The 26,534-nt window shown below is 58.9% G+C and carries 27 protein-coding genes; 15 read left to right on the top strand and 12 right to left on the bottom strand.

Annotated elements, in window-relative coordinates:
- Positions 1 to 83: 83 nt before the first annotated feature.
- A complete protein-coding gene (locus Q7L55_02920; GenBank protein MDO8731513.1) occupies positions 84 to 1,349 on the bottom strand; it encodes an amidohydrolase family protein in 1,266 nt (421 codons plus the stop codon).
- 140 nt (positions 1,350 to 1,489) lie between these two features.
- Between Q7L55_02920 and Q7L55_02915 the strand changes: the two genes are divergently transcribed.
- Entirely contained in the window at positions 1,490 to 2,299 is an 810-nt protein-coding gene (locus Q7L55_02915) for an SDR family NAD(P)-dependent oxidoreductase (GenBank protein ID MDO8731512.1), read from the top strand.
- A gap of 3 nt (positions 2,300 to 2,302) precedes the next feature.
- Here the strand turns inward: Q7L55_02915 and Q7L55_02910 are convergent, their stop codons facing one another.
- From Q7L55_02910 to Q7L55_02900, 3 genes are all read right to left on the bottom strand, one after another.
- Entirely contained in the window at positions 2,303 to 3,082 is a 780-nt protein-coding gene (locus Q7L55_02910; protein MDO8731511.1) for a thioesterase family protein, read from the bottom strand.
- Positions 3,083 to 3,164: 82 nt separating this feature from the next.
- Complete coding sequence (locus Q7L55_02905) at positions 3,165 to 3,941, bottom strand: SDR family NAD(P)-dependent oxidoreductase (GenBank protein ID MDO8731510.1); 777 nt, start codon at positions 3,939 to 3,941, stop codon at positions 3,165 to 3,167.
- Between the two features lie 154 nt (positions 3,942 to 4,095).
- Entirely contained in the window at positions 4,096 to 4,860 is a 765-nt protein-coding gene (locus Q7L55_02900; protein MDO8731509.1) for an SDR family NAD(P)-dependent oxidoreductase, read from the bottom strand.
- 231 nt (positions 4,861 to 5,091) lie between these two features.
- Here Q7L55_02900 and Q7L55_02895 point away from each other — a divergent pair, with 231 nt between their 5' ends.
- The 6 genes from Q7L55_02895 (at position 5,092) to Q7L55_02870 (ending at position 10,664) form a co-directional block, all read left to right on the top strand.
- Positions 5,092 to 6,270, top strand: coding sequence for a thiolase family protein (locus tag Q7L55_02895; GenBank protein MDO8731508.1), 1,179 nt, complete (start codon positions 5,092 to 5,094; stop codon positions 6,268 to 6,270).
- A gap of 145 nt (positions 6,271 to 6,415) precedes the next feature.
- Entirely contained in the window at positions 6,416 to 7,270 is an 855-nt protein-coding gene (locus tag Q7L55_02890; GenBank protein MDO8731507.1) for a 3-hydroxyacyl-CoA dehydrogenase family protein, read from the top strand.
- 64 nt (positions 7,271 to 7,334) lie between these two features.
- Complete coding sequence (locus Q7L55_02885; protein MDO8731506.1) at positions 7,335 to 7,667, top strand: hypothetical protein; 333 nt, start codon at positions 7,335 to 7,337, stop codon at positions 7,665 to 7,667.
- 48 nt (positions 7,668 to 7,715) lie between these two features.
- Positions 7,716 to 8,660 (top strand): hypothetical protein, encoded by a 945-nt coding sequence (locus Q7L55_02880; GenBank protein MDO8731505.1) that lies wholly within the window; start codon positions 7,716 to 7,718, stop codon positions 8,658 to 8,660.
- A gap of 90 nt (positions 8,661 to 8,750) precedes the next feature.
- The gene (locus Q7L55_02875; GenBank protein ID MDO8731504.1) at positions 8,751 to 9,686 is read left to right on the top strand and encodes a hypothetical protein; all 936 of its coding nucleotides are present in this window, start codon (positions 8,751 to 8,753) and stop codon (positions 9,684 to 9,686) included.
- A gap of 42 nt (positions 9,687 to 9,728) precedes the next feature.
- Positions 9,729 to 10,664: a hypothetical protein gene (locus Q7L55_02870; protein MDO8731503.1), complete on the top strand. Its 936-nt coding sequence runs from the start codon at positions 9,729 to 9,731 to the stop codon at positions 10,662 to 10,664.
- Positions 10,665 to 10,732: 68 nt separating this feature from the next.
- Here Q7L55_02870 and Q7L55_02865 read toward each other — a convergent pair whose 3' ends face one another.
- The 6 genes from Q7L55_02865 to Q7L55_02840 all read right to left on the bottom strand — a co-directional run bounded on the left by Q7L55_02865 (position 10,733) and on the right by Q7L55_02840 (position 15,496).
- Positions 10,733 to 12,022 (bottom strand): amidohydrolase family protein, encoded by a 1,290-nt coding sequence (locus Q7L55_02865; GenBank protein MDO8731502.1) that lies wholly within the window; start codon positions 12,020 to 12,022, stop codon positions 10,733 to 10,735.
- Between the two features lie 147 nt (positions 12,023 to 12,169).
- Positions 12,170 to 12,451 (bottom strand): hypothetical protein, encoded by a 282-nt coding sequence (locus tag Q7L55_02860; GenBank protein MDO8731501.1) that lies wholly within the window; start codon positions 12,449 to 12,451, stop codon positions 12,170 to 12,172.
- A gap of 103 nt (positions 12,452 to 12,554) precedes the next feature.
- Positions 12,555 to 13,052: a MaoC family dehydratase N-terminal domain-containing protein gene (locus Q7L55_02855; protein ID MDO8731500.1), complete on the bottom strand. Its 498-nt coding sequence runs from the start codon at positions 13,050 to 13,052 to the stop codon at positions 12,555 to 12,557.
- Positions 13,053 to 13,137: 85 nt separating this feature from the next.
- Positions 13,138 to 13,530: a MaoC/PaaZ C-terminal domain-containing protein gene (locus Q7L55_02850; GenBank protein ID MDO8731499.1), complete on the bottom strand. Its 393-nt coding sequence runs from the start codon at positions 13,528 to 13,530 to the stop codon at positions 13,138 to 13,140.
- 11 nt (positions 13,531 to 13,541) lie between these two features.
- Complete coding sequence (locus tag Q7L55_02845; GenBank protein MDO8731498.1) at positions 13,542 to 14,072, bottom strand: MaoC family dehydratase N-terminal domain-containing protein; 531 nt, start codon at positions 14,070 to 14,072, stop codon at positions 13,542 to 13,544.
- A 38-nt stretch (positions 14,073 to 14,110) separates the two neighbouring features.
- Complete coding sequence (locus Q7L55_02840) at positions 14,111 to 15,496, bottom strand: VWA domain-containing protein (GenBank protein MDO8731497.1); 1,386 nt, start codon at positions 15,494 to 15,496, stop codon at positions 14,111 to 14,113.
- 37 nt (positions 15,497 to 15,533) lie between these two features.
- On the opposite strand from Q7L55_02840, the gene Q7L55_02835 reads away from it, so the two are divergent.
- A complete protein-coding gene (locus tag Q7L55_02835) occupies positions 15,534 to 16,163 on the top strand; it encodes an alpha/beta hydrolase (GenBank protein ID MDO8731496.1) in 630 nt (209 codons plus the stop codon).
- Between the two features lie 17 nt (positions 16,164 to 16,180).
- Here the strand turns inward: Q7L55_02835 and Q7L55_02830 are convergent, their stop codons facing one another.
- A complete protein-coding gene (locus tag Q7L55_02830) occupies positions 16,181 to 17,059 on the bottom strand; it encodes a MoxR family ATPase (GenBank protein MDO8731495.1) in 879 nt (292 codons plus the stop codon).
- Between the two features lie 232 nt (positions 17,060 to 17,291).
- Here Q7L55_02830 and Q7L55_02825 point away from each other — a divergent pair, with 232 nt between their 5' ends.
- Complete coding sequence (locus Q7L55_02825; protein ID MDO8731494.1) at positions 17,292 to 18,563, top strand: acyl-CoA dehydrogenase family protein; 1,272 nt, start codon at positions 17,292 to 17,294, stop codon at positions 18,561 to 18,563.
- Positions 18,564 to 18,624: 61 nt separating this feature from the next.
- The gene (locus tag Q7L55_02820) at positions 18,625 to 19,755 is read left to right on the top strand and encodes an acyl-CoA dehydrogenase family protein (protein ID MDO8731493.1); all 1,131 of its coding nucleotides are present in this window, start codon (positions 18,625 to 18,627) and stop codon (positions 19,753 to 19,755) included.
- Positions 19,756 to 19,831: 76 nt separating this feature from the next.
- Here Q7L55_02820 and Q7L55_02815 read toward each other — a convergent pair whose 3' ends face one another.
- Positions 19,832 to 20,551, bottom strand: coding sequence for a TetR/AcrR family transcriptional regulator (locus tag Q7L55_02815; protein ID MDO8731492.1), 720 nt, complete (start codon positions 20,549 to 20,551; stop codon positions 19,832 to 19,834).
- 157 nt (positions 20,552 to 20,708) lie between these two features.
- On the opposite strand from Q7L55_02815, the gene Q7L55_02810 reads away from it, so the two are divergent.
- The 5 genes from Q7L55_02810 to Q7L55_02790 all read left to right on the top strand — a co-directional run bounded on the left by Q7L55_02810 (position 20,709) and on the right by Q7L55_02790 (position 26,519).
- Positions 20,709 to 22,922, top strand: a complete 2,214-nt coding sequence (locus Q7L55_02810) for a heterodisulfide reductase-related iron-sulfur binding cluster (protein MDO8731491.1) — start codon at positions 20,709 to 20,711, stop codon at positions 22,920 to 22,922.
- A gap of 62 nt (positions 22,923 to 22,984) precedes the next feature.
- The gene (locus Q7L55_02805) at positions 22,985 to 23,767 is read left to right on the top strand and encodes an electron transfer flavoprotein subunit beta/FixA family protein (GenBank protein MDO8731490.1); all 783 of its coding nucleotides are present in this window, start codon (positions 22,985 to 22,987) and stop codon (positions 23,765 to 23,767) included.
- A 48-nt stretch (positions 23,768 to 23,815) separates the two neighbouring features.
- Positions 23,816 to 24,772 (top strand): electron transfer flavoprotein subunit alpha/FixB family protein, encoded by a 957-nt coding sequence (locus Q7L55_02800; GenBank protein MDO8731489.1) that lies wholly within the window; start codon positions 23,816 to 23,818, stop codon positions 24,770 to 24,772.
- Positions 24,773 to 24,919: 147 nt separating this feature from the next.
- Positions 24,920 to 25,267: a YciI family protein gene (locus tag Q7L55_02795; protein MDO8731488.1), complete on the top strand. Its 348-nt coding sequence runs from the start codon at positions 24,920 to 24,922 to the stop codon at positions 25,265 to 25,267.
- Positions 25,268 to 25,277: 10 nt separating this feature from the next.
- Complete coding sequence (locus Q7L55_02790) at positions 25,278 to 26,519, top strand: sigma-70 family RNA polymerase sigma factor (GenBank protein MDO8731487.1); 1,242 nt, start codon at positions 25,278 to 25,280, stop codon at positions 26,517 to 26,519.
- Positions 26,520 to 26,534: the final 15 nt, after the last annotated feature.

Genomic DNA, 26,534 nt, shown 5'->3' with positions numbered 1-26,534 from the left:
TCCGTAGGGACCTTGGTCCTCAGAGTCGTGACAGCACAAAGCCCGCCGAATTGAACTCGGCGGGCTTTGTGGAACAGCGTGAGTTAGACCGCTGCCGCCAAGAAGCGACGGCGGTACTCCTCCTTGGATGTGGTGGAGATGTCGACATCCTTGGCCAAGGAGCGCAGCGCGCCAACGGTGGCCTGAGCCTTGGGGACATGCTTGAACGGGTCCCACCCAAAGAAGTTCGAGACGTTCTCCCAGGTGATCATGTCGATTTCCTTGTCGCTGCAGCCTGCCGCGTTGAGTTCCTTGCTCAGGAGTTCAGGCGAGTAGGGCCAGGTGCAGTCGGAGTGGGGGTAGTCGCATTCCCAGGCGATGGTGTGGGTGCCGTAGCGCTCGCGGGTCAGCAGCGCAGTTGGCTCGGTGATGAAGCAGGCCAGGAAGTTGTCCTTCCATACCTCTGTCGGTGTCTTGCCCTTTGGCAGTGAATCAAGGTGCGTCCAGGAGTGGTTGACCATGTGACGGTCCATCCGGTCGAGCAGGAAGGGGATCCAGCCCAGGCCACCTTCAGACATTGCGAACTTGATGTCCGGGATGCGCTTGAGCAGGCCACTGGTCATGATGTCTGTGCAGGCAATCGTTGATACCAGCGGAGCCAGGATGATGATGTCATCCGGCAGTGTGGTTGCTGGGCGCGTGATCAATCCGAAGCCGCCGCCGATGTGCATGCTGGCGACCATGTTCGCGTCGACCATTGCCTTGAAGACCGGATCCCAGTGGCCGCTGGCGAAGTCCGGCTGGCCAATTCCGTAGGGGGTCTCTGGCACCGTGATGGACACGCAGCCCTTGGCAGCCAGACGTTGGATCTCCTTGACCGACTCCTCGATGCTGAAGAACGGGATGATGCCCATCGGGATGAAGCGACCCGGGTAGGCAGCGCACATCTCGTCCATCAGGAAGTCGTTGTAGGCCTTAATCGCCGCTAGGGCCAAGTCCTTGTCCGGCATTGCCGCGAGGTGCGTTCCGGCGAAGCCCGGGAAGGTTGGGAAGTTCATGCCGGCAAGGATGCCGTTGACATCCATGTCGCGTACCTTCTCATCGAGGTTGTAGGTGCCTGGACGCAACTCCGCCAGACTGCCGGGATCGAAACCCCACTCCTCCTTGGGCAATGAGACGACTGCTCCGAGACCACCGGTGAACGAGGTCGCGCCCTGGAACTCCCAGCGATCAAGTAGCGGGTTATCAGGATCCTTGACCAGCTTCGGTGCTTGATCCTTGTACTTTGCAGGCATGTGATTGTCGAATGTTGTGGGCGACTCGATGATGTGGTCATCGATGCTCAGCAGGATCATGTCGTTGATTTCCATGAAGTTCCTTTCCTCGGGAGGCGGGGCGTTAGGGTCTGACTTCGCCACACCGTAAGACTTTCGATGGGCCAGATCGGTGGGAATCCGATAAGTCCCATTTGGGGGAAACGCCCCCATGTGCAGAATCTAAGGAGTCAGCTATGGATCTTGACCTCGCTGGCCGACGGGCCCTGGTCACCGGCAGCAGCAGTGGTATCGGCGCCGGAATCGCCGCTGAACTCGCAGCCGAGGGTGCCCTCGTGGTGGTGCACGGACGCAACGAAGAGCGAGCCAACGCGGTGGCTGCGCGGATCACAGCCGCGGGTGGTCAGGCAGCGGTGGCAATCGGAGATCTCTCGACAAATGAGGGAGCGGCCGGCGTTGCCGAGCAAGCTCTCGCTGCTTTTGGTGGGATCGACATCCTGGTCAATAATGCTGGCGGAAGTTTCGACACCCCGGATCCGTCATTCTTCAGTGTTACTCCCGAAAACCTGGTCGCCACCTATGAGGCAAATACGGTCGCGGCTTTCCGACTGATTCAAGCCTTGGCACCGGCAATGCGCGATCGGGGTTGGGGTCGGGTCATCAACATCGCAACGGCGGCGGCTGTCACTCCCACTTCAGCACAGCCTGACTACGGCCCAGCCAAGGCCGCCATGGTCAACTTGTCACTTGGCCTGTCAAAGACATTGCGCATGACAGGTGTGACGGTCAATTGCGTATCGCCCGGCATGATCCGCACTGAGGGCTTGATGGAATTCCTGGGGAACTTCGCGCAGAAACGGGGCTGGGGCGATGACATTCCCAAGGCCGAGGAGTACTTCGTGAAGGGCACCGGCCAAACCGTTGGTCGTGTTGGCGAAGTGACAGACATCGCCTATGCAGTAGCGATGCTGGCCAGTCCTCGCGCTGACATCATCAACGGAACCAACTTCCACGTGGACGCAGGCATCTCGCCCGCAATCAACTAGGGCCTATTTCGCGGGGCGTGCACGAACCACCATCTCTTGGCCAATGCCAGCCACGAGCACGCCGTTGCTGTTATAGATATGCCCGATGTAGTGCCCGCGTCCGTGCGCCATTGATTGAGCGTGCCAGTCCATGAGGTGCCATTGATTCATGTCCGTGGCGCGGTAGAACCAGAGCGCATGATCCAAGCTGGCCGAGCGAGGGTTCTCTGGATACTCATCGAACTGCACAAGTCCGGTGAAGAAGTCCGAGACAAAGGTGAGCACGCATGCCTGAATCTGAGGATCATCCGGAAGTTGCGTTACTGCGCGAGTCCAGGTCTGGTCAGGCATCGGAGCACCTGGCTTGGGAGCAGCATTGATCAACTCAATGTCCGCACTCATCTGCAGTTCGCGGTGGGCTTGCGGTCCAGGTGTTGGGCTTAGGGCTGGCATCGTCAGTGCCTGCACGCTGGGCCCGTCCTCGGGAAATTGAAATGAGGCCGACATGTTGAAGATGACTTCGCCGGCTTGAGTCGCCACCACGCGCCTTGCGGAATACGACCGCCCATCGCGATCTCGGAACACCTCAAGTTCGATCGGCAATGCGCTACGACCCGCACGCAGAAAATATGCATGCAAGGAATGCGGTACCTGCTCGGGCGCGACTGTTCGGCAGGCGGCAAGCAATGACTGCGCAGCAACTTGACCTCCATAGAGGCCGGGGTGCGTCGTGTCCATGACCCGCGTGATGAAGTGATCCTCATCGATCTGGTCGATCGTCAGGATTTCCATGAGCGAGGGCATGCGGTCTCCATTGAGGTGAGCCAATTGACAGGTGCAATAACAAGGGGCCGACGGTATCCCGGTCGGCCCCTTGCGAGTGAACTTAGAAGCGCTGCGCGCCGTCCAGTCGGATGGTGTAGCCATTGAGGAAGTTGTTCTCAACGATCTGCATTGCCAACTGTGCGTACTCATCGGCCCGGCCCATGCGCTTGGGGTTCGGGATGAGTGAGGCGAAGCGCTCGTTGAGCTGCTCGAGCGGGGTGTCGCCGTAGGCGTAGGTGTGGAAGGTGCCGGGCGCGATGGTCATGATGCGGATGCCAGCTGGACCCATGTCGCGGGCGGCGGTCAGGGTCATGCCGATGACGCCACCCTTGGCTGCCGAGTAGGGCACCTGGCCGACCTGGCCTTCGAAGCCAGCAATCGATGCGGTGCCGATGCAGACACCGCGTTGGTTGTCGTCGTCGGCCTCGTTCTGGCTCATGACTGCAGCAGCGCGAGATATCACAGTGAAGTGACCGATCAGGAAGATCTCAACTGAGAAGCGGAAGGCATCCATGGCGATCGGTACGCCGTGACGGTCGACCATGCGCGAGGCACCGCCACCGGGGCCACCCATGCCACCGTGCACGGCAACGGCTACGCGAAGGGGTGCCATCTCCTGTGCTGCGTTGATGGCTTCGATGACGTTCTGCTCGTCAGTGATGTCGGTGCGGACGTACTGCACCGATGAACCAAGCTCCTTGGCAAGTGCGTTCGCACGATCGTCATGCAAGTCGGCGATGACGACCTTGGCTCCCTTGTCGACCAGGCGACGAACTGTTGCCTCGCCGAAGCCGCCGGCGCCGCCGGTGACGATGGCAGATGCGCCCTTGATGTCCATGAATCCTCCAGATATGGCAAAACTGTGGTTGTTGAGTCAGGAAATTATGTCCGTGCCGTTGGCCCGATGTAGGGGATACAAGAAAGTAGCCGGCAGAAAATACCCGCCGGCTACTTGCCTTGCACGTACTGAATCGGTGCAGTGAATCTGCAAGTTAGAAGCGCTGCGCGCCATCCAGTCGGATGGTGTAGCCGTTCAGGAAGTTGTTCTCGAAGATCTGCATTGCGAGCTGGCCGTACTCGTCAGCGTTACCCATGCGCTTGGGATTCGGGATGAGTGACGCAAAGCGCTCGTTGAGCTGCTCAATTGGGACATCTCCGTATGCGTACGTGTGGAAGGTGCCCGGAGCGATAGTCATGACGCGGATACCAGCTGGGCCAAGATCGCGAGCTGCGGTGAGGGTCATCCCGATGACGCCACCCTTGGCTGCGGAGTAGTCGGACTGGCCGACCTGACCCTCAAAGCCGGCGATGGAGGCAGTGCCGATGCAGACGCCACGCTGTCCGTCGGCGTCAGCTTCGTTCTGGCTCATGACCGCAGCAGCACGGCTGAGCACTGTGAAGTTGCCCACGAGGAAGATTTCAACGGTCTTACGGAAGGTTTCAACTGGGTACGTTTCACCGTTGCGACCAACCAGGCGCTTGCCCGCGGCTGGACCACCATGAACGGCCACTGCGAAGCGCAAAGGTGCCATCTCCTGAGCGGCATTGACGGCTTCGATTACGTTTTGCTCGTCAGTGATGTCGGTACGGACGTACTGGACTGCAGAGCCCAAATCCTTGGCAAGTGCGTTTGCGCGCTCGTCGTGCAAGTCGGCGATGACGACCTTGCTGCCAGCTGCTACGAGACGACGGACAGTTGCCTCGCCGAAGCCGCCGGCGCCGCCGGTGACGATGGCGGATGCGCCCTGGAACTCCATGAATCCTCCTGATTGGTGACCGATCACGCCCGAGAAATCGGGTCTGATGGGGGCTGCAGACCACCTGTCTGCGCCGAAAGCGAACTTTAGCGAATTGTCTACCTTGTTTACACGGATGCACCTATTATTCTAGTGTTTCCATTGCTCAGACAGGTCCAGCCGCGAGGCTGGCGCCATGTCGGGAGTATTCCCCTGGTGCTAATCCGGCGCCTATTGTCTTGTGAGGTATTTGTGACTGAAGCCGTCATCGTTAGCGCCGTTCGTACCCCCATCGGTACCGCTCGCAAGGGCACCCTGAGCGAGACCTCAGCTGAGGATCTGGCCACCTTCATCATCGGTGAGGCCATCAAGGCAGCAGGAATTGATGGCAATGATGTCGACGACGTGATTCTTGGCGAATCCGGATACGGCGGCGGCGACTTGGCCCGTTACGGCGCAGTTGCCAATGGGCTTCAGGATGTTGCGGGACAGGCGGTCAACCGCCACTGCGCATCAAGTCTTGCCGCTCTTGGCAGCGCTGCGGCCTCAATTAGGGCCGGCATGGAAGATGTCATCGTCGCCGGAGGCGTTCAGGCTTCTTCTGCTGGTCCCCGCACTGTGTTCCGCGTGCTGGGCACCGAGGATGAGTTCGAGACTCGGATGGCCCCGACCTTCCCCCATCGTTCAGACGCCACAGATGACGTGACCTTGTCCGTAGGCTGGAATGTCGCGCAGAAGAACGACATCTCACGCGAGGACATGGACAAGTGGGCCTGGCGTTCACACATGCGTGCTGCCAAGGCGATCGAGGATGGCAAGTTCCTCGACGAGATCCGTCCGATCATCGTGAAGACCAAGGACGGGTCCACCGTTGAGTTCGCGGTAGACGAGCACCCACGTGGCAGCTCGACTCTGGAGAAGATGGCCACTCTTAAGCCATTGCACCCTGAGATCGATGATTTCTCGATCACGGCCGGCAACTCCTCAGGCGTCAACGACGCAGCTTCGGCTGTCGTTGTCGTGAGCGACAGCTACGCCAAGGAGCACAAGCTCACTGCTCTGGCCACGGTCAAGGCATGGGCAGCAGCCGGGGTGGATCCAAAGTACACAGGCATGGGCGCACTGGCCGCAGCAGAGAAGGTGCTCAAGCGCGCGGGCATGACCGTTGATGACATTGATCTCTGGGAGATCAATGAGGCTTTCGCCTCGGTTCCCGTGGCGGCCTGCAAGGTGATGGGCATCGATGAGGAGAAGGTGAACATCTACGGCAGTGGCTGCTCCCTTGGTCACCCAGTCGCAGCATCAGGCACTCGTCAGATCGCCACACTGATCCACGAGCTTCGCCGTCGTGGCGGTGGCATCGGCCTTTCGACCATGTGTGCTGGCGGTGGCCAGGGCGGCGCGGTCATCATCGAGGTCGCAGGCGCGTAACTCTTGAAAGACGAAGCCCCGTCCAGTGGACGGGGCTTCGTTGCTCCACGGACGTCAAAGCGATAGTTTCAACCCGGGCGTCCAAGCGCTCAATCCCAATCTGAATGAAGCGCGGCCCCCGTGCGCGCAGTCAAGGAGAACCCTCGTGGCAGTGAACAAGATGGCCATTGTCGGCTGCGGCATCATGGGCAGCGGCATCATCCAGGTGGCAGCGCAAACCGGTATTGAGGCCGTTGGCGTTGAGACCAGTGAAGCTGGCGCACAGCGTGCCCGCGATCGCATCAACGCGGGCCTGGACGGCACCCTCAAGCGCGGCAAGATCACCGAGGAGCAGGCCGCCAAGGCGCGCGAACTCTTCAGCATCACCACCGATCTTGGCTCGGTTGCCGGCGCCGATCTTGTTGTCGAAGCTGTCTACGAGGATGTCGATCTGAAGAACGACATCCTGGGACGCATCGACAAACTGGTCGGACCAGAGACGTTCATTGCTTCAAACACGTCCACGATCCCTCTGGTGATCCTGGCTGCTGCGACCACCCGCCCCGAACGCGTCGTGGGCTTGCACTTCTTCAACCCAGTGCCGGCGATGAAGCTCGTCGAGGTCATCAAGACGCCCGTCACGTCCGAGGAGGATGTGGCCGCGATGGTTGAGCTCACCCAGCGCATGGGCAAGAGCCCGGTCGTGGTCAACGATGTGCCCGGCTTCATCGGTAACCTGCTCATCACCCCCTTCTTCAATGATGCGATCCGCGCCTTCGAGAGTGGCGTGGCTCCCATGGAGTCGATCGATGACGTGATGACCCTCGGCTTCAACCACCCGATGGGCCCCTTCCGTCTGGCCGACCTCGTCGGCCTGGACATCGTGCACGCCCAGGGCGTCTCGATCTACAACGAGACGAAGGATCCCAAGTACTTCCCGCCGAAGATGCTCACGCAGTACGTCCGCTTGGGCTGGCTGGGTCGCAAGACCGGACGCGGTTTCTACCGCTACGACTCGTAATTGTTGATGTGGCCGGCGGTATCGCCGCCGGCCCCATCAATGCCCCACCTCAAAGGAGACCAAAATGGCCAACACCCTGCTCATTGCTTTCTCGAGTGCAACAACCGAGGCGCAGATCCCCGAACTGACTGCTTGGTACGAGGGAACACACATCCCTGAGGTTCGCGCGGCGATCCCGTCGATCAGCAATGTCACGCGCTACCAGCTCAGCGACCCGAAGACTGGCGAGAAGATCAATCGCTTCGTCGCTATCTACGAGATCGATGAAGCCGACATCGCAGCGGCCGCAGGTCAGCTGTTCTCGGTCGCTGGAGGATTCACCCAGACCGACACGATGGATCGAGAGAACGATCCGTCGGTTCTGCACTGGGCGGGCAACACCGGCTACGTGCTGTAGTCCACATCTCTGTTCGCACCCTTCAACCCACCCGTTACGAGGAGATACATGAAACGGCAGTACAAGAAGACCGGTGACTACGGCATTGGCAACATGATCCATGTCATTCACATGTCTGATGACGTCAACAAGCTCAATGAGCTGTACCACCGGGTGTTCGGAGCCTTCGGCTTCATGACCGTCGACACTCCGAGTTACCTTCCGCCGGAAGATCGCTGGGCCTCACTGCTGATGGTCGGCGATGTCTGCATCGAGACCATGGCCCCCAACTTCCCGGTTGATCCGGCCAAGCCTGTGGGCAAGTTCTACTCGAAGTTCGGTGAGCACCTGCACTCAGTTGGCTACCAGGTCGACGATCTGCCTGGTCTTGTTGACCGCCTGCTTCAGAAGGGCATCTACATCGGCCAGCCCGGTGGCGGCAAGATCGAGAAGCTTCCCGACGACATGGCCTACGTCTACCCGAACCCGCGCGACACCGGCGGACTCATGGTCGAGCTGTGCAAGCACGAAATGCCAAGTGACCCCAAGGACTCGGACATCTACACCGAGTTGATGCGTCTTTACCGCCAGCACCCCTTGACCATCGAGCGTTTCAGCTACGTCACGCTGGGCGTGAAGGACCTTGACGCAGCGGTGAAGACCTACGTCGACGTCATGCAAGCAGTGCCGCTGCAAGAGGGCATCGACGAAGATCTGCAGTGCAAGTACTACACGGTGCAACTCGGCGACTGCCTCCTTCAGCTGGCCCAGCCACTTGAGCCTGACACTGATCTTGGACGTCACGTTGAGAAGTACGGCAACTTCATCTTCAGCCTGCGCTGGAAGATCGCTGACATCGAATCGGCAAACACCTGGCTGAATAAGGCTGGCATCCGTACGACGATGCCTCGCCCGGACCTGATCGTCTGCAACGTGGAGGACACCCTCGGTGCCCCGTGGTACTTCACGACTGAAGAGATCCCAGGGGATCCCTTCTCCACAACCGCCGCGTAACGATCGACTGATTGTCTGTTTTGGCCCCGCGGCTTGCCGCGGGGCCTTAACTTTGTCCCCTCACCCACCAGCCCAGCATCGGGAGGTTCCATGCAGCGTCAATACAAGAAGACCGGTGACTTCGGTATCGGCAACATGATCCATTTCGTTCACATGACTGACGACGTCGAGGAGCTCAATAACTTCTATCGCCGAGTCTTTGGCGGCTTTGTATTCATGGGGCCAGATGCTCCGACATTCCTGCCCATTGAAGATCGCTGGGCCAGTTTGCTGATGGTCTCCGATGTCTGCATCGAGACGATGGCTCCGAACACGCCCGTGGATGTCAATAAGCCGGTTGGCAAGTTCTACTCCAAGTTCGGCCAGCACCTGCACTCGGTCGGCTACAAGGTCGACGACCTGTCCGGGCTGGCGGATCACTTGCTCGCCAAGGGCGTGTACATCGGGCGCCCAGGCGGCGGCAAGATCGAGAAGCTCGAGCCGGAGACTGGCTACTTCTACCCGAGTCCCCGCGACACCGCGGGTCTGATGGTGGAGCTGTGCAAGACCGACATGCCCAACGATCCCAAGGATCTGCCCACCTGGTCTGAACTGTTCAAGATGTGGGAGTTCCATCCCATGACCTTCGAGCGCTTCTCATACGTGACTTTGGGCTGCAAGGATCTTGATGCTTCGGTGAAGACCTACGTCGACACCATGCAGGCGATTCCACTGGTCGAAGGCATCGATGAAGCGATGCAGTGCAAGTACATGACCCTGCATCTTGGTGACTGCCTGCTGCAATTGGCGCAGCCACTCGAAGAGGATTCCCATCTCGGCCGCCATGTGGCCAAGTGGGGCAACATGATCTACAGCCTGCGCTGGAAGGTCCGCGATCTTGATGCAGCACAAGCCTGGCTGAACAGCCAAGGGGTTCGCACTGAGCGTCTGCGCGACAACTTGCTGCAAGCAAATGAGGAAGACACCTTTGGTGCACCAATGTTCTTCACTACTGAAGACATTCCTGGTGACCCATTCGCCTCATAGTTCCGACAACCAAAATAGGCCAAAGCCCTACTAAGGAGTTACATGAAAAGGCAGTACAAGACCACCGGTGACTACGGCATCGGCAACATGATTCACATCGTCCATATGACTGATGATGTGAACAAGTTGAACGAGTTCTACCGCAGAGTGCTCGGTGGATACCTCTACATGGGCGTCGACGAGTTGAACTATCTTCCGCCGGAAGACCGCTGGGCCAGCCTGCTGATGGTGGCAGACGTTTGCATCGAAACGATGGCTCCGAATATGCCTGTGGATGTCAACAAGCCGGTTGGCAAGTTCTACTCGAAGTTCGGTCAGCACCTGCACTCAGTTGGCTACAAGGTCGACGACCTTGCTGGGCTTGCTGAGCGCCTGCTTTCGAAGGGCGTGTACATCGGAGCTCCAGGTGGCGGCAAGATCGAGAAGCTCGATCCGGAGACCGTGTACTTCTACCCGAGCCCTCGCGACACCGCCGGCCTGATGGTCGAGCTCTGCAAGACCGACATGCGCAACGATCCCAAGGATCAGGACACCTACACCGAGCTGATGCGTCTGTACGAGCAGCACCCAATGACATTTGAGCGCTTCAACTACGTCACTCTTGGCGTACGCGATCTTGAATCAGCAGTGGCGACCTATGTCGACATCATGCAGGCGGTTCCGCTCGCTGAAGGCATCGATGAGGATCTGCAATGCAAGTACCAAACAGTGATCCTCGGCGACTGCTTGCTTCAGTTGGCGCAGCCACTCGAAATGGATTCTGATCTTGGGCGCCATGTTGAGAAGTGGGGCAACTGCATCTACTCGCTGCGCTGGAAGGTGCGCGATCTCAACTCGGCAGAGGCTTGGTTGAACAAGCAGGGTGTGCGCACGACGCGTCTTCGTGATGGCCTGATCATGGGCAATGTTGAGGACACCCTTGGCGCACCAATGTTCTTCACAGATGAGGACATCTCAGGCGATCCATTCGCCAGCTAGTAGTGAACGAAAAATGATGGGCCCAGGGAATCCCGGGGCCCATCATTCTTCTTGAGAGAGACTGCAACTTAAGAGTGGGCCAACTCGTAGCGCCGGCGGTACTCGGCCTTTGACGTTTCGCTGACGTCGACGTCGGTTGCGCGTGCACGCAAGGCACCGACTGTTGCGTCCTTCTTTGGAATGTGCTTGAAGGGGTCCCAGCTGAAGAAACGCGCGACATTCTCGTGCGTGATCTGGTCGATCTCTTTGTCACTGCAGTCGGTGTCCTGCAGTTCCTTCCAGAGAGTCTCTGGAGACAGTGGCCAAGTTGAGTCCGAATGCGGGAAGTCGCACTCCCAGGCGATGTTCTCCAAGCCGATGCGCTTGCGATTATTGAGTGCACTGGGTTCAGTGATGTAGCACGCAAGGAAGTTCTTGCGCCAAACCTCTGTTGGCGTCATGCCGTCGGGCAATGAACTCAGATGCGTCCAGGCATGGTTGGTCATGTGGCGATCCATGCGGTCCAACCACGGTGGCACCCAGCCGAGTCCGCCTTCACTCATCGCGATCTTGGTGTCGGGGAATCTCTTGAGAACGCCACTGAGCATCATGTCGGTTGCCGTCACAGTGGACACAAGTGCGGCGAGGATGATGAGGTCATCTGCGAAAAATGAACTCAGGTCTGTGATGTCCATTGGTGTTGGGCGCTGGATCAATCCGAAACCACCGCCAATGTGCAGGCTGGCCACCATGTTGGTATCCGAGAGTGCTTTGAAAACCGGATCCCAGTGCCCCGACCTGAACTCGGGGTATCCCACGCCGTAGGGCGTCTCTGGCAGACTGATCGAGCGGCAGCCCATCGCTCCAAGGCGGTGGATCTCCTTGACCGACTCGTCCATGTCATAGAACGGGATCATCCCCATCGGGATGAACCGACCTGGGTGGGCGCTGGGGTTCTCGCCGACGACCCAATCGTTATGGGCCTGGAATGCAGCAAGTGCGAGCTTCTTGTCGGGCAGGTTGGCGAGATGGGTGCCCGCGAACCCTGTGAAGCTGCCGAACATCATGGAGGCGAGAACGCCGTTGGCGTCCATATCTCGCACGCGCAGATCCATGTCGTAGACACCGGGGCGAATCTCGGAATGATCAGTGGCATCCATGCCCCACTCCTCCTTCGGCCAGGAGGCGACGGCATTGAGCCCCATATTGCCGATGGGCAGGCCCTGAAACACCCATGCCTGAAGGTCAGGGTTCATCGGGTGAGCCGTCAGCTTAGGAGCGTCACTCATCATGCTTTTGGGAAAGTGCTTCTCGAACATATCGAGCGGTTCCACCACGTGATCGTCAATGCTGACCATCACCATGTCATTCATTTCCATCGGGTTTCCCTTCGTTGGCAGTAAGGAGGGCTTTCAGGAACGGTAGAGCGAAGGGCAGTCACTCACAAGAGTTTCAAGCCGAATGGCATCCGGTGCGCGGAAATGCTTTTCGCAGTAACGCCAACATTCAGGACATGCGTTGTCAACTCAGAGGCTGACGCGCGCCGTTCCGACGGCGAGCCGGGAGCCTTCGGCTTCCTGAGTCCACATTTCGATGGAAACTGTTTCGCCTTCGATACCTGTCACAGTTCCGTGGGCCGTCAGCGTTTGCCCGCGCAAGTTTGGATTGCGAAATTGAACGTCCAATCGCAGGATCCTCCCGTCTGATCCGATGAACTGGCGTAGGAGGCTGTGCAGATACGACCACTGCAGATTCCCCATGCCGAAGGCTTTCGTAAAGCCTTCACTTTGTGCGGCCTCGTCGTTCATTGAATGAGGCAGGAACTCGTCGTTGACGGCGGCGTAGCGGTTCCAATTGTCGAAATCAGTCCGCCGGGAGAATGGTGGAAGTTTGTCGCCTACTTGCACATCACTAATAGCGAATGCCCGAATTGATGGTGCGCTTGACGAGCTCGCCGTTCTGATTGGTCCATGTGCTGATCGATTGAGTGATGAGCATGAGTCCCATGCGGCCCTGGCGTTCGGTGTACTCACCTACGGATTTCACATCAGTGATGACATCGCCGACATTCATGCGCACGCCGTAGGTGCAGTTCATTCCGCCATTGAGCCCAGCACGAAACTTCCAGTCTGGAAATCCAAGCGCGCGCTCATTGATGCCGTGGCGCACGATGACGCTGCCATCATCGCCGTCGAGCAGTGATTCATACGAGGCCGGACCCCATGCGAAGGCATCAAAATCCTCCGGGGCGTACTCGGCGTTCATGAACTTCTCTGGTGCCGGCTCTGGCCAGTAGGCCGCCATTGCCCATTTGCGGATCGCTGAGGCCTCAATTGGATAGCTCACCGAACGTGAGCACAGGGTGCCATTGGCATTGATCACCGTGTCATTGAGATATGTCTCGGTCATTGCTTGCTCCAGAAGTTTGAAGTTTCAGAAATGCGAGGAGGCCATCACGCACTGCACGATGGCCTCCTCGTTCATGTCTGTACTGCTACTTTCCCATCTTCACCTTGGCTGAGCCCGGGGCGAGCTTGGTGCCCTCCTGCTGCTCAGTCCACACATCCAGGCTGATGACATCGCCATCAACTGCAGTGACCACGCCCTTGGCTGTAACCGTTTGACCCTTCACGTTCGGGCTGCGGAACTGCACCTCAATGCTCAGGATCTCGCCGCCCTCACCTACCCAATTGCGCAACATGTTGTGGAGGTATGCCCACTGCAAGTTGCCCATGCCGAAGGCGCCACCGTTTCCGGCTGCCTCTCCGGCGGCGTCGTCCATGTGAATCGGCACGAACTCGTCGTTGACTGCTGCGTAGCGGTTCCAGTTCGCAAAACCTGTTTCGCGCGTGAATGTTGGAAGCTCGTCGCCAACCTTGACCGTCATTGTCATTCCTCCTAGTACCGAATCAAGGTGCTGCTGGTCCGCTTGACCATTTCACCGTTCTGGTTGACCCACGTTGAGACACCGCGGCTGAAGAGCATGAGACCAAGGCGACCTTCACGCTCGCTGTACTCACCGATGGAGTTTGTGCTGGTGATGACGTCTCCGACACCCATGCGCACGCCGTACTCGCAGATCATTCCGCCGTTGAGCATGAACTTCAGTCCCGGTCCGGGGATGCCCAAGGCCAACTCGCTGTTGTCGGGGTTGTTGCCGTCACGACTGGAAGCGCCACCCTTGAGCAGCAGTTCATTTGATGCCGCAGCCCAGGCGAAGGGGTTGAATTCCTCCGGAGCTACGAGACGGCCGTGCACGGTCTTGGCTGCCACCGCGGGGTCGGTGAACATCGCTGGTGCTTTTTCGGGCCAGTAAACGGCCATCGCCCACTTGCGAATATCCGATTCACTGATCGGATAACTCGTGGAGCGCGAAGTCTCCGTGCCGACGGCGGCTTTCATAGCCTCCGAGATGTTGCTGTCTGCCATGGCTTCCTTTCATTGCCGGAATCTCGTCGATTCCAGACTCAATCCAACTCTTCGATGAATGCTTTCAGTTGGCGAACGTTTCTGCACTCGAAAACAGAACTGCAATAGGGCGCATATTTATTGATGATTGAGTCACCTTCGCCCCAGCTGACCTCACGTTCGGGATTCAACCAGAAGACTCGGTGCGCGCGCTTGGCAATGTACTCGATAGTTTCGACAGATGGCTGCCGATAATTCGAGCGCCCGTCGCCAAGGATCAGCACAATGCTGCGGCTGTTGACCTGCGGGCCCCAGCGCTTCACGAAGGTGCGCAGGGCCGCGCCATAGTCAGATCGACCATCGAGCCAGATACCGCCCTTGTTGTCATCAATGCGCTGAGCAGCTTCGGCAATGTTGTTCGAGGTCTGCATGATGTCGGTAACTTCATCGATGCCATCGACAAAAACGAAACTGCGCACGCTGCGGAACTGCGACCGGATCGCGAAGGTCAATTGCAGGGTGAAGGTTGCAAAAGATGCAACCGACCCCGAGATATCGGCCAGCACAATGAGCTCAGGCTTGGGGGGGTGGGGCTTCTTGAAAGCCAGATCAACGGGCACGCCACCAGTTGACATTGAGTGCCGAACGGTGCCGCGGAAATCGATTGCGCCACGGCGACCATGCGAGCGCTTCTGATGGAGCTTTTGAGCGAGTTGCACTGGAAGGGGAGCCAGGGTCCACTCAAGGGCTTCGATCTCTGCCGTTGAGCCAGTGAGGAAGTCGATGTCCTCGGGCAACTTCGCGCGCAAGGAGCGAGCCACGGCCGTGGCACCTCGATCAGCCACCAGCAGTGTTCGCACTGCAGCTTCAACTTTCTGCTGCAAAGTCTCGACCTTGTGATCGGCATCGCTCTCGGCAATCCGCTGGCGAAGATCAGCACCCGGAGTCTGTGGATCAATCTGCTCGCGCTCGATGAGTTCTTCGCGAATGCCGGGCAGATCCAAAGCGCGAAGAACGCGGAAGACATAGAGATTGCCAGCGACCTGAGCGCCCTGCTGCACATTGGCTTTGCGCTGCACGAAGACTTCGACGAGGGCGTTAACCATCAGCTCGTCATTTTCTGCGAGCGCTTCGACGAGCATGGCGTGCAGTTCATCGTCTTCGAGACCGTTCAGCATCTCAGCGACCGTTGTGCCGCCTTCTGATTCCTGGAACTCAATATCGAAGGACTGCAGACCTGAGAAGAAAAGATCGAAGACTGTGTCGAATGCCTTCATGTGTTCGATGCGCTTGACCATGGTCGCGCAGAGAGCAGCTTTGACCGCTTGGCGGTTGCCGATGTCGATGACCTTCAGCGATCTGGCTGCGTCAATATGTTCGGTCGTCGAGACCGGAATTCCGATTGTTCGCAGTTCGCGAACCAGGCCCTCAACTATTGAAAGCATGCTGCCCCCAAGCCCGGCTTCGCCTTATGCTCGCGCCATGTCCGCTCCGGTTGTGTTGGTCCATGGTCTGGGTTCTTCCTTCGAGCACAACTGGGGAGTGACTGGCTGGATCGACATCCTGGAATCCGAGGGCTTCGAAGTTGTGGGACACGAACTTCCCGGCCACGGCAGCGCGCCGCAGGCATCGCGCGGTGAGCCGGAGGCCGTTGAGCGACTCGTGAGTGTGGTAACCGAGCAAGCGCCGGTGGTTGGCATCGGTTTCAGCGCTGGCGCTCGACTCGTATTGCGCGCGGCGATTGCATCGCCGGAGGCTTTCGACAAGGTCGTACTGCTGGGGATCGGCGACGGCATGTGGAAGGACCGCGAAGAAGGCAGCGGAGAAATGCCCGACCTGGTGCTGCAACTGCTGGAGACGGCGGGCAACGATCGAGAGTCGGTTCAGAAGTACGTCGAAGGCTTCACTGCCATGCCGCCGTTGGGCGAACTGGCCAAATTGACGATGCCGACCCTTGTGGTTATCGGCGAACGCGACATGGTCGGCCCTGTGGACGAGATGGTGGCTGCGCTGCCCAATGCGCGCGCAATTGTGTTGAAGGGTGTCGATCATTTCTCGACCACCTCCAATTTCAACTGCCAAGACGCCGTACTCCGATTCCTTTCGGAGTAGCGCCCGTTCGCAGGAACTCATGCGCCGGTCAGTTCCTCAGTTGCCTTCTCGATGTCGGCCTGGTGCTTGAGCAGCACTGACAGATGCTCGATGACGGTGTCGGTCGTTACATCCTTCTGACCCTGCAACACGAGGACTCGTGCCCAGTCGAGGGTCTCGGAGACGGACGGGCTCTTCTTCAGATTGAGATCGCGCAGGGTTCGCACGATTCGGGCAACCTGTTCAGCGAGATTCTCGGTGATGCCGGGCACCGCAGCCAAAATGATCTCGCGCTCGCGCTCAACGGTGGGGTAGCCCACGTGCATGAACAAGCAGCGACGCTTCAGGGCCTCTGACAGGTCACGGCTGTTGTTCGAGGTGAGCACGACCATCGGGTGCTTGCGCGCTACCACCGTGCCGAGCTCAGGAATGGAGACCTGGAAGTCGGACAGGATTTCAAGGAGGAGGGCCTCAGTCTCAATATCGAGACGGTCGACTTCATCGATCAAGAGGACAACGTCATCCTCGGCCTGGATGGCCTCAAGCAGGGGACGATGCAGGAGATATTCCTCGCCGAAGATGTCATCCTCGATCGCATCCCAGTCGCCAGCGGCCTCTTGGCGCGCGGCCTGGATCCGAAGGAGCTGCTTGCGATAGTCCCACTCATAGAGTGCTCTCGACTCATCGAGCCCTTCGTAACACTGCAGACGAATCACCCGAGCGCCCATCGCGCGGGCGACAGCCTTGGCCAACTCAGTCTTGCCGGTGCCGGCCGGACCTTCGGCAAGCAATGGCTTGCCCAGCAGGCTTGCCAAGGAGACAACTCCAGCGATGTGGGGGTCCGTCACGTAACCGACCTCAGCAAGTCTGGCCGCAGTTTCCGCGATGTTGGGGAAGGTTGCCACGGCCGTCGCCATGACAGTTGGGACAGTGTTGGGCGAGGCGGACATGCAACTCCTTAGGGCACCAATCCTTGGGACAAACATCTCGTACAGGTTGTTCGAGATCGGTTGACAAGGCCTGCGCCGAGTGGTCGTATTACGAACTAGGTCTAATAGGCAGATATTTACCACCTTTTGGACCTATCCGTATTGCATTCATGATGTTAGTGGCCAGCCACACATTGGCCGCCGCAGAGTTGGGGAGTACATGTCAGACCAGATGGAGTCCGTGGAGTCATTCCGATCCCGTGCACAAGCTTGGCTCGAAGGCGGCGGATTGCCGGCTCGCAAGACCAGCGCTGATCCACGTGAGGCACCCGCTGCAGGTGAATCCGATCACGAGACTGACGGTCTCGCCCTATGGCAGCGCCAGCGCGAATTGCAGAAGATGCTCTTTGCCGGCGGCTTCGCAGGCATCGCATTCCCGAGTGAGTACGGCGGCCAGGGGCTCAGCCGTGCACATCAGGCCGCATTTGATGATGTTTCAGAAAAGTACGAGATGCCGCTGCTGCTGAATGTGCCATCACTGGCCATCTGCTCGGCGATGTTGATTGACATGGGCACCGAGGAGCAGAAGCAGAAGTATGTGCGCGGCGCGATCTCTGGCGAGCTCATCCTGTGCCAGTTCCTGTCCGAGCCCAGTGGTGGTTCCGACCTCGCCGGTCTCCTCACCCGCGCCTCGCGCGATGGTGACACCTACGTGATCAACGGTCAGAAGACCTGGAGCACGAACGCATTCGCAGCCGACTTCGCCACTTGTCTGGTGCGTACCGACTGGGATGCACCGAAGCACCGTGGCCTCTCGATGATCATCGTCCCCGTCCACGATCCAGCCACGCACATGAACCGCGTGCAGATGGTCAATGGGGCGATGGAGTTCTGTGAGGAGTTCTTCACTGACCTCGTGGTTCCAGCCGAGAACTTGGTTGGCACTGAGAACGATGGCTGGACCGTCGGACAGCGTCAGCTGTTCTACGAGCGCCAGGCAGTCGGCGGCGGTTCGCCCTACACGAGCGGTCGCTCACCTGACCGTGGCAGCCGCAGCGGCCTGACGATCGAAGAGGTTGCTCGCAAGGTTGGCAAGGACAAGGATCCGGCTACCCGTGAACTCGTGGGCTGGGCTCATGCTCAGGACACCGTCAATCACCAGCTCATCAAGCGCATCACCGTCGGCATGACCTCGGGTGATTACCCGGCCATGGCCAGCTCGATGATGCGCCTTGCGCACGCTGAGATTCCTCAGCAGAAGCAGGACATGATGCTCGACATTGCTGGCGATCAGGCTGTGACCAGCCTGCCCGAGGGTGATGGCTTCCTGAAGAGCATCGGTGTCTCATACCTCATGCGTCAGGGTGCGAGCCTTGGTGGTGGTTCTTCTGAGATGAGCCGCAACATGATCTCCGAGCGCGTACTCATGATGCCCCGTGAATACGCAGCTGATCGCGACGTGCCTTTCAAGGACGTTCGCCGCGGCCGCTAGTCCCACCCTTCCATTCACTGACCAAAGCCCGTTTGGGTGAACAACACTTTGAGGAGTCCGTATGGACCTGGAACTTTCTGAGGACCAGAAGCTTTTCCGCAACACGACCGTGAAGTTCCTGGAGAACGAAGCACCCATCGAAAAGGTGCGCGAACTGAACAAGTCCGGCGAAGGATTCCCTCGGGATTTCTGGAGTCAGGGCGCTGAGCTGGGCTGGGCAGCGCTGCTCGTACCTGAAGACCTGGGCGGCGGCAGCATTTCCGGCGATGGCTTCAAGGATCTCGCCATCGTTGCCGAAGAATTCGGTCGGCTGACCTCTCCCGGACCAATCATCGCCGTCAACGTGGTCATTGCGGGCCTCGTTGAAGGGGCTGCTTCAGGTCCGGATCACTCAAGTGAGATCGAAGGACTCATGTCCGGCGAGAGCATCGGCACCTGGGCGGCTTACGAGCCCAATGGTCACTGGGATCCGCTGAACCCGAGCACCTCGGCCGCTGCGAATGCTGGCAACTACGTCATCACCGGTGTCAAGGATCGCATTGAGGTTGGTGCCGAGGCAGATGTCTTCCTCGTCTCAGCGAAGACCGATGCTGGCATTGCCCTGTTCCTCGTGCCAGCAGATGCACCTGGCGTCACCGTCGAGTCCGTTGATTCCCTCGACTTCGTGCGCCGCTACGCCACAGCGCGTTTCGATGGTGTCACCGTGCCGGCCGAAGCAATGGTGGGCACCGAGGCAAGCGCAGCGGAGATTACCGAGCGGATGTTCCAGGTGGCAGTTGCGCTGCAGTGCGCTGAGACCAATGGAGCAATCGACAGGGTATTCGAGTTCACTGTTCAGTGGGCCTTCGACCGCTACTCCTTTGGTCGCCCGCTAGCCTCCTATCAGGCGCTGAAGCACCGCTTCTCCGACATGCGCACTTGGCTGGAGTGCTGCATGGCAACCACCGATGCTGCAGTGCAGGCTGTCAACGACCGTGATCCAGAAGCTGGTCGCTTGGTCAGCGTTGCCAAGGCGTACGTCGGTACCAAGGCAGTTCAGATCGTTCAAGACTGCGTGCAGATGCACGGAGGCCTCGGTGTGACGTGGGAGCACGACATCCACCTCTACCTGCGTCGCGTGATGGTTGATCGTCAGCTGTACGGCACACCTACCGATCACAAGCGACGCATCGCTGACCTGATCGGTCTGTAGTCGGCTGAAGCAAACGTTGAAGAGCCCTCAGCAATTTGCTGGGGGCTCTTCAACGTTGTTGAGTGGGCTGGAACGACTAGGGGATCAGGGCCCGCAGACCGTCGATGATGAGATTGAGGCCGAATTCATAGTCCACGTCGGTTGAGTAGGTGCGGTGCCAGTACTCACTCGTAATGCCCAGATTTGGATATTCTGTGCCGATGACACTCATCATCGCCAGGTCGTCGATGGGAAACATCTTCAGATTGGGATTCTCACCGCGCAGCCGCACCTGTCGAATCTTCTGGACCGTGCCAGTGGTGTACGTCGACATGGCCTGATAGCCGCGGGTTGCGTCTTGGGGACTCAGACCGGTATCCATCAGGATCCCGACCTCGCTGTTCAGTCGGGCCATGAAGTAGCCGCCGGGGGTGATCATCGAGACATGGGTGTACATCACCAGAAAGTCGCTGATCACATCGTTGGCCAGGAAGATCCGGCGCATGTCAGTGAAATAGCGCCGAAAGTGCTCATCCCAGGCCAGCCCAGAGTGGTCAGGCAGGGCTTGGAGAAACTCATCGGCAACCTGCGCGAGCATGGTCTGCAGAAGCTCTTCCTTGGTGTGGAAGTACCAATACAGACTCGTGACACCAACGCCCAGCCGCTTGGCCAGTTTCGGCATGCTGAGTTCGTCCAGATTCTCCTGGCGGCAGAGCCTGAACGCCTCGGCCAGGATCACCTCTTTGTTCAGGGATCCGCGGGGGTTGCGCTTGCGGCGTACGGGCACCTCAAGTGGCAGCGCTTGAGGAATTGACATCATGTGACGGGATTCTTGCACGATGTGGGAGTGCATTGGATACGTTCAGCACGGCCGGTTCCCCGTGGCGCATTTATGCTAAAGTTATAACTCATTGTGTGATCTGGGTATCCCCACGCAATTGACCCTCAGGGAGTGGACTTTCATGGAGTCAGACATGGCCTTGCGCTTGGTCGTTGGACTGGCGCTCACCATTGGAATCTTGGCTTTTGCAGGTCGCCGCTTGCTGTTCTTGGTGACTCTGGCACGCAGCGGAAAGCCAGCTTCGGGCCGACTGAGTGATCCCACCGCCCGCGTTCAGGCAGAGACCTTTGAAGTACTGGGTCAACGCAAGTTGCTGAAGTGGACGATCCCTGGCATCGCACATGTGTTTGCCTTCTGGGGCTTCTTGGTTCTGGGCGCCACCATCCTTGAGGCGTACGGCGCCCTGTTCATCGCCGACTTCGCCATCCCAGTCGTTGGCCACTGGTCAGTGCTCGGTTTCGCGGAGGATCTCTTCGGCGTGCTCGTGCTCGTGGGCATCTCGATCTTTGCGATCCTGCGCCTGACCAATAAGCCAGAGGTGAAGCATCGCTACTCGCGCTTCTTCGGCTCGCACACCAAGGGCGCCTGGGTCATCCTGTTCATGATCTTCAATGTGGTCTGGACCTTGTTCCTCTACCGCGCTGCGCAGTACAACGTCTCGCTCTACACCGGCGAAGAGCACTTCCCCTTCATGAATGGCGGGGCCTTCATGACCGAGTGGGTGGCCTCCTGGCTCTACCCGCTTGGTGAGACCGCCAATCAGGTGCTCGAGACCGTCGGCATCTGGCTGCAGATCGGCGTGGTGCTCTTCTTCCTGCTGATCGTGCTGCACTCCAAGCACCTGCACATCGGCACTGCGCCGATCAACGTGTTCACCTCACGTCGTCCGAACGCACTTGGCCCACTGCTGCCGATCATGTACGACGGCAAGCCACTGAATTTCGAAGATCCACCAGATGATGCGCTCTTTGGCAAGGGTCACATCGCCGAGTTCACCTGGAAGGGCTACGTCGATTTCATGTCGTGCACCGAGTGCGGTCGCTGCCAGTCGCAGTGTCCGGCTTGGAACACCGAGAAGCCGCTGTCGCCAAAGCTCATGATCATGAACTTGCGCGACACGATGTTCGCCCAGTCCGAGTACCTCTTGGCAGCAAAGGGCAAGCATCCTGGTCTTGGGGAGTTTGATGATGCTGCGCTGGCCAGCTTGAGCCCCGAGGTTCGCGCCGAAGTCGAACGTCCGTTTATCGGCTCACGTGAAGGTTCAGAGCACTCGGCCGAAGATGGCTACACCCCTGATGGCCATCGCTCCAGTCACGCTGACCTGCCAATCATCGATGAGGAAGCGCTGTGGAGCTGCACGATGTGTGGCGCTTGCGTCAATCAATGCCCAGTCGATATTGAGCACATCGATCACTTCATCGACATGCGCCGCAACCAGGTGCTCATCGCCACTGACTTCCCAACTGAACTCAATGGTCTATTCAAGAACCTTGAGAACAAGGGCAACCCGTGGGGCATGAATGCCTCAGACCGCAATGCCTGGATCTCCGAAGTCGACTTCGAGGTGGCTGTGTTCGGCGCCAACGGCGAAGAGACCATCCCCGATGAAGTCGACTACCTGTTCTGGGTCGGCTGTGCCGGAGCCTTCGAGGATCGCGCAAAGCGCACGACGAAGAACGTGGCCGAACTACTCAACATTGCTGGCGTGAATTTCATGGTGCTCGGTGACGGCGAAACCTGCACTGGTGACCCAGCACGTCGTGCGGGCAATGAGTTCCTCTTCCAGATGCAGGCGGCTCAAAACGTCGAGGTCCTCAATGCGATCAAAGCCAAGAAGATCGTGGTCACCTGCCCACATTGCTTGAACTCGCTCAAGCGTGAGTACCCGCAACTGGGCGGCAACTACGAGGTGGTGCACCACTCTGAACTGCTTGCTGAACTGGTGAAGGATGGTCGTCTCACGCCGGTGAACAAGATCGAGCAGACCGTGACCTATCACGATCCCTGCTACCTCGGCCGTCACAACAAGATCTACTCGCCTCCTCGCGAACTTGTTGCTGCTTCTGCAGAAAAGACAGTCGAGATGGAGCGCAGTGGCGACAAGAGCTTCTGCTGCGGCGCTGGTGGCGCTCGCATGTGGATGGAGGAGAAGATCGGCTCTCGCATCAACCAGAACCGTGGTGACGAAGCCATTGCTACTGGGGCAAAGCGAATTGCCGTTGCTTGTCCATTCTGTTCGGTCATGTTGAACGACGCGGTGACAAGTCGTCAGCAAGAGCCAGGCAGGGCAATAGGGGTTGAGGTTGTTGACATCTCTACCCTTCTGCTTAGTGCTTCAAAGTCATAGCATTACCAAATCCCAATAAGGACGCTGCGCGGCTATCGAGCCGCTCTCGAAAGGAATGTCTCGTGAAGATCGCAGTATGTGTCAAGCAGGTTCCAGATACCTGGGCCGAGAAGAAGCTCCGTGAAGGCGACGGCATCTTGGACCGCGAGTCAGTCGAAGGTGTGATGAACGAACTCGACGAGTACGCGGTTGAAGAAGCGCTGAAGATCACCGAGGCAGATGGTGGCGGCGAGGTTGTCGTGGTGTCCATGGGACCAGAGCGCGCAGGCGAGGCAGTGCGCAAGGCCCTGAGCATGGGCGCCGATTCTGGCATTCACCTTGTTGATGACGGGCTGGTCGGTTCTGACTCAGTGGCCACCAGCTATGCCCTGGCCAAGGTGTTGGATGGCCGTGGATTTGATCTGATCATCTTCGGCTCTGAATCAACTGATGCGCGCATGAGCGTCGTGCCGGCGATGGTGGCAGAGCGTCTAGGTCTGGCTCAGTTGACCTTCGCCAACAAGGTCGAGGTGTCAGGCGGCAACGTGACTATTGATCGCGTCACCGACAATGGAATTGAGACGGTCACTGCTGTAACTCCAGCAGTCGTCAGCGTCGTTGAGAAGATCAATGAGCCTCGCTACCCCTCCTTCAAGGGCATCATGGCGGCCAAGAAGAAGCCAGTGGAAACCCTCTCCGTGGGCGACGCTGGGCTTGATGCCAGCCAGGTCGGCATCGGCGCTGCCTGGTCCAGGGTCGACAGCTTCGCTGCGCGTCCCCCCAAGGCGGCAGGCGTGATCGTGCAAGACGATGGCAATGGCGGCGTGGCCATCGCTGATTTCCTTTCCGCACAGAAGCTCATCTGAGCAACTCACCACATCCCAGCTTTTAGAACTTCAAAGGAGTCGTTTCACATGGCAGAGGTACTCGTCCTTGTTGAGGCCGCAGATGGTGCGGTCAAGAAGGTCACCACAGAATTGCTCACACTTGCTCGCACCGTTGGCGAGCCGAGCGCAGTATGGATCGGTCCGGGTTATAGCGATGCAGTAGCCGCCACCCTTGGTGAGTTTGGAGCGGCGAAGGTCTATGTCGCCGATGGCGCTCAGTACGTCGAGCACCCAGTAGCCCCCAAGGCTGAGGTGCTGGCAAAGTTGGTTGCCGATGTTTCGCCTATCGCGGTCATCATCGCCTCATCGGCTGAAGGCAAGGAGATTGGCGCTCGCCTCGCAGTGCGCACCAACTCCGGCATCATCACCGACGCGGTGGGCCTAACTCCTGACCTCATTGCAACCCAGAGCATCTTTGGTGGCTCAACGGTCGTGCAGTCCAAGGTCTCCTCGGGCACCCCGATCATCACCGTTCGTCCGAACTCCACTGGCCCGGTTCCTGCTGCTGGTGCTGCAGCTCGCACCGACGTGTCGGTGGATCTCTCGCCAGCTGCAACTCTGGCGACCATCACGGGTCGCTCAGCAGCAGTCAAGGGCGGACGCCCAGAACTGACTGAAGCAGCCATTGTGGTTTCCGGCGGTCGTGGCGTTGGCGCAGCAGAGGGCTTCGGCGTGATTGAGGCGCTTGCTGATGCACTTGGAGCCGCAGTGGGCGCTTCGCGCGCTGCTACCGATGCTGGCTGGTACCCGCACACCTTCCAGGTGGGCCAAACCGGCAAGACTGTTTCGCCTCAGCTCTACATCGCCAATGGCATCTCCGGTGCTATCCAGCACCGTGCCGGTATGCAGACATCGAAGATGATCATCGCCGTGAACAAGGATGCCGAAGCACCGATGTTCGAGCTCGCTGACTTCGGCGTCGTCGGCGATTTGTTCGTCGTCCTGCCGCAGTTGACTGAGGAAGTCACCAAGCGCAAGGCGTAGTCAGTCTCAGTTCTGCTCAGCAACAGCCTGACAAAGGCGAAGCCCCAATTTCTTTGAAATTGGGGCTTCGCCTTTGTCCTTTAGACGGCTTGCCAAACGTCCATAGGATGGAGCTGGCGAAAGGCGCTGGCAGCCAAGGAGGTCGTAATGCCCGAGTACGTCGCAATGATTTACACCAAGGATGTCGACTGGAGCCTGCCTGAGTATGCGGCAGATACTGCCGAATACAGCGAGTTCCAGCAGGGAGCTGCCGCAGTGCTTCGAGGCGGAGCTGCTTTGTATCCGACCGCTACGGCTACCACCGTCCGTGTCTCGGGAGGCAAGGGCGGTGATGTGCTCACCACTGACGGTCCCTATGCGGAGACAAAGGAAGCCCTGACCGGCTTCTTCATTATGGAGTGCGCGGATCTTGATGAGGCCATTGCCTTTGCAGCAAAGATCCCAGCGGCTTGGGATGGCGCAGTCGAAGTGCGCCCAGTTCTGCCAATTATGTGAGGACTGCTCATTGACACCGGATGAGTCCATCTCACCCGCGCAAGCGGCGGAGTTGGCGGTGCGTGCTGACTACTCACGGATTCTGGCCACCTTGATCCGAATGACCAGAGATGTGGATCTGGCCGAGGATGCTCTGCAAGAGGCTGCCGTGCGCGCCCTGCAAACCTGGCCACGCGATGGAGTTCCTCGCGAACCGCGGGCTTGGCTCACGGTTGTGGCTCGAAGGTGTGCGCTGGATCGCATTCGCCGCGACAAGGCGCGAGAGGTCAAGGAGGCCGAATCTGTGTGGCTGCTTGAGCACGAGGCACCCGAACCGGAGGCATCAGTTGTACGTGACGATCTGCTGCGCTTGGTCTTCACCTGCTGTCACCCGAGCTTGTCGCTGGATGCCCAGGTCGCCTTGAGTCTGCGCACTCTTGGCGGCCTGAGCACAGTGGAGGTTGCTCGAGCATTGATGGTTCCTGAGGCCACGATGGCTAAACGACTCACCAGGGCAAAGCAGAAGATTAAGCAGGCGCACATTCCGTACCGGGTGCCATCGGATGCCGAACTACCCGAGCGATTGCCAGCAGTGCTGGCGACGGTCTATTTGATCTTCAACGAGGGATACGCGGCCGCTGGTGGCCAGGACGCGATGCGCGCGACTCTCGTTGACGAATCCATTCGCTTGGGTCGGGTTTTGCATGAACTGATGCCCGATGAAGCGTCGATCTCTGGCTTGCTTGCTCTATTGCTGTTGCAGGACTCACGTCGGGCGTCGCGCATTGATGCTGCTGGGGCAGTGGTGCTGTTGGCGGATCAGGATCGCAGTCTGTGGCGCCAAGAGTCGATTCGCGAAGGAGTCGAACTCGTGGGTGAAGCCCTGCGAAGAACGCCAGAACAGCCAGATCCCTATGCCATGCAGGCAGCCATCGCTGCCTGCCACGCGATCGCGGTCGATTACGAGAGCACCGATTGGGACGCGATCATCTCTTGGTACGACGTGCTGCTCAGCGTTCAGGATTCACCATCAGCACGGCTCGGACGAGCTGGCGCAGTGAGTGAACGCGACGGAGCGCAAGCCGGACTCATCGAGGTCGACGCGATCAGCGGCCTCGATGGCTACCCGTGGTGGCACGCATCACGCGCAGAGTTGCTCACCCGTCTGGGAAGGCTCAACGAAGCAGATGCTGCAAGTCAACAAGCCCTTGCGCTGGGCCTCAACGAGGCTCATGCCCGCTTCGTGGGTCGTTATCGAGCAACGAGCTCGTAGCGCAGTTCAGGTCAG

Source organism: Actinomycetota bacterium, from assembly GCA_030650795.1.
Classification (GTDB): domain Bacteria; phylum Actinomycetota; class Actinomycetes; order S36-B12; family S36-B12; genus UBA11398.
This window is presented reverse-complemented; position numbering and strand designations above follow the sequence as displayed.

Excerpts from the sequence above, each read along its gene's own strand:
- Q7L55_02920 (MDO8731513.1), bottom strand. The coding sequence starts at position 1,349 with ATGGAAATCAACGACATGATCCTGCTGAGCATCGATGACCACATCATC.
- Q7L55_02905 (MDO8731510.1), bottom strand. The coding sequence starts at position 3,941 with ATGGACATCAAGGGCGCATCTGCCATCGTCACCGGCGGCGCCGGCGGC.
- Q7L55_02830 (MDO8731495.1), bottom strand. The coding sequence starts at position 17,059 with ATGGCGACGGCCGTGGCAACCTTCCCCAACATCGCGGAAACTGCGGCC.
- Q7L55_02875 (MDO8731504.1), top strand. The coding sequence starts at position 8,751 with ATGCAGCGTCAATACAAGAAGACCGGTGACTTCGGTATCGGCAACATG.
- Q7L55_02915 (MDO8731512.1), top strand. The coding sequence starts at position 1,490 with ATGGATCTTGACCTCGCTGGCCGACGGGCCCTGGTCACCGGCAGCAGC.
- Q7L55_02825 (MDO8731494.1), top strand. The coding sequence starts at position 17,292 with ATGTCAGACCAGATGGAGTCCGTGGAGTCATTCCGATCCCGTGCACAA.
- Q7L55_02885 (MDO8731506.1), top strand. The coding sequence starts at position 7,335 with ATGGCCAACACCCTGCTCATTGCTTTCTCGAGTGCAACAACCGAGGCG.
- Q7L55_02815 (MDO8731492.1), bottom strand. The coding sequence starts at position 20,551 with ATGTCAATTCCTCAAGCGCTGCCACTTGAGGTGCCCGTACGCCGCAAG.
- Q7L55_02835 (MDO8731496.1), top strand. The coding sequence starts at position 15,534 with ATGTCCGCTCCGGTTGTGTTGGTCCATGGTCTGGGTTCTTCCTTCGAG.
- Q7L55_02910 (MDO8731511.1), bottom strand. The coding sequence starts at position 3,082 with ATGCCCTCGCTCATGGAAATCCTGACGATCGACCAGATCGATGAGGAT.
- Q7L55_02800 (MDO8731489.1), top strand. The coding sequence starts at position 23,816 with ATGGCAGAGGTACTCGTCCTTGTTGAGGCCGCAGATGGTGCGGTCAAG.
- Q7L55_02865 (MDO8731502.1), bottom strand. The coding sequence starts at position 12,022 with ATGGAAATGAATGACATGGTGATGGTCAGCATTGACGATCACGTGGTG.
- Q7L55_02855 (MDO8731500.1), bottom strand. The coding sequence starts at position 13,052 with ATGACCGAGACATATCTCAATGACACGGTGATCAATGCCAATGGCACC.
- Q7L55_02850 (MDO8731499.1), bottom strand. The coding sequence starts at position 13,530 with ATGACGGTCAAGGTTGGCGACGAGCTTCCAACATTCACGCGCGAAACA.
- Q7L55_02900 (MDO8731509.1), bottom strand. The coding sequence starts at position 4,860 with ATGGAGTTCCAGGGCGCATCCGCCATCGTCACCGGCGGCGCCGGCGGC.
- Q7L55_02840 (MDO8731497.1), bottom strand. The coding sequence starts at position 15,496 with ATGCTTTCAATAGTTGAGGGCCTGGTTCGCGAACTGCGAACAATCGGA.
- Q7L55_02860 (MDO8731501.1), bottom strand. The coding sequence starts at position 12,451 with ATGAACGACGAGGCCGCACAAAGTGAAGGCTTTACGAAAGCCTTCGGC.
- Q7L55_02820 (MDO8731493.1), top strand. The coding sequence starts at position 18,625 with ATGGACCTGGAACTTTCTGAGGACCAGAAGCTTTTCCGCAACACGACC.
- Q7L55_02795 (MDO8731488.1), top strand. The coding sequence starts at position 24,920 with ATGCCCGAGTACGTCGCAATGATTTACACCAAGGATGTCGACTGGAGC.
- Q7L55_02880 (MDO8731505.1), top strand. The coding sequence starts at position 7,716 with ATGAAACGGCAGTACAAGAAGACCGGTGACTACGGCATTGGCAACATG.
- Q7L55_02845 (MDO8731498.1), bottom strand. The coding sequence starts at position 14,072 with ATGGCAGACAGCAACATCTCGGAGGCTATGAAAGCCGCCGTCGGCACG.
- Q7L55_02870 (MDO8731503.1), top strand. The coding sequence starts at position 9,729 with ATGAAAAGGCAGTACAAGACCACCGGTGACTACGGCATCGGCAACATG.
- Q7L55_02810 (MDO8731491.1), top strand. The coding sequence starts at position 20,709 with ATGGCCTTGCGCTTGGTCGTTGGACTGGCGCTCACCATTGGAATCTTG.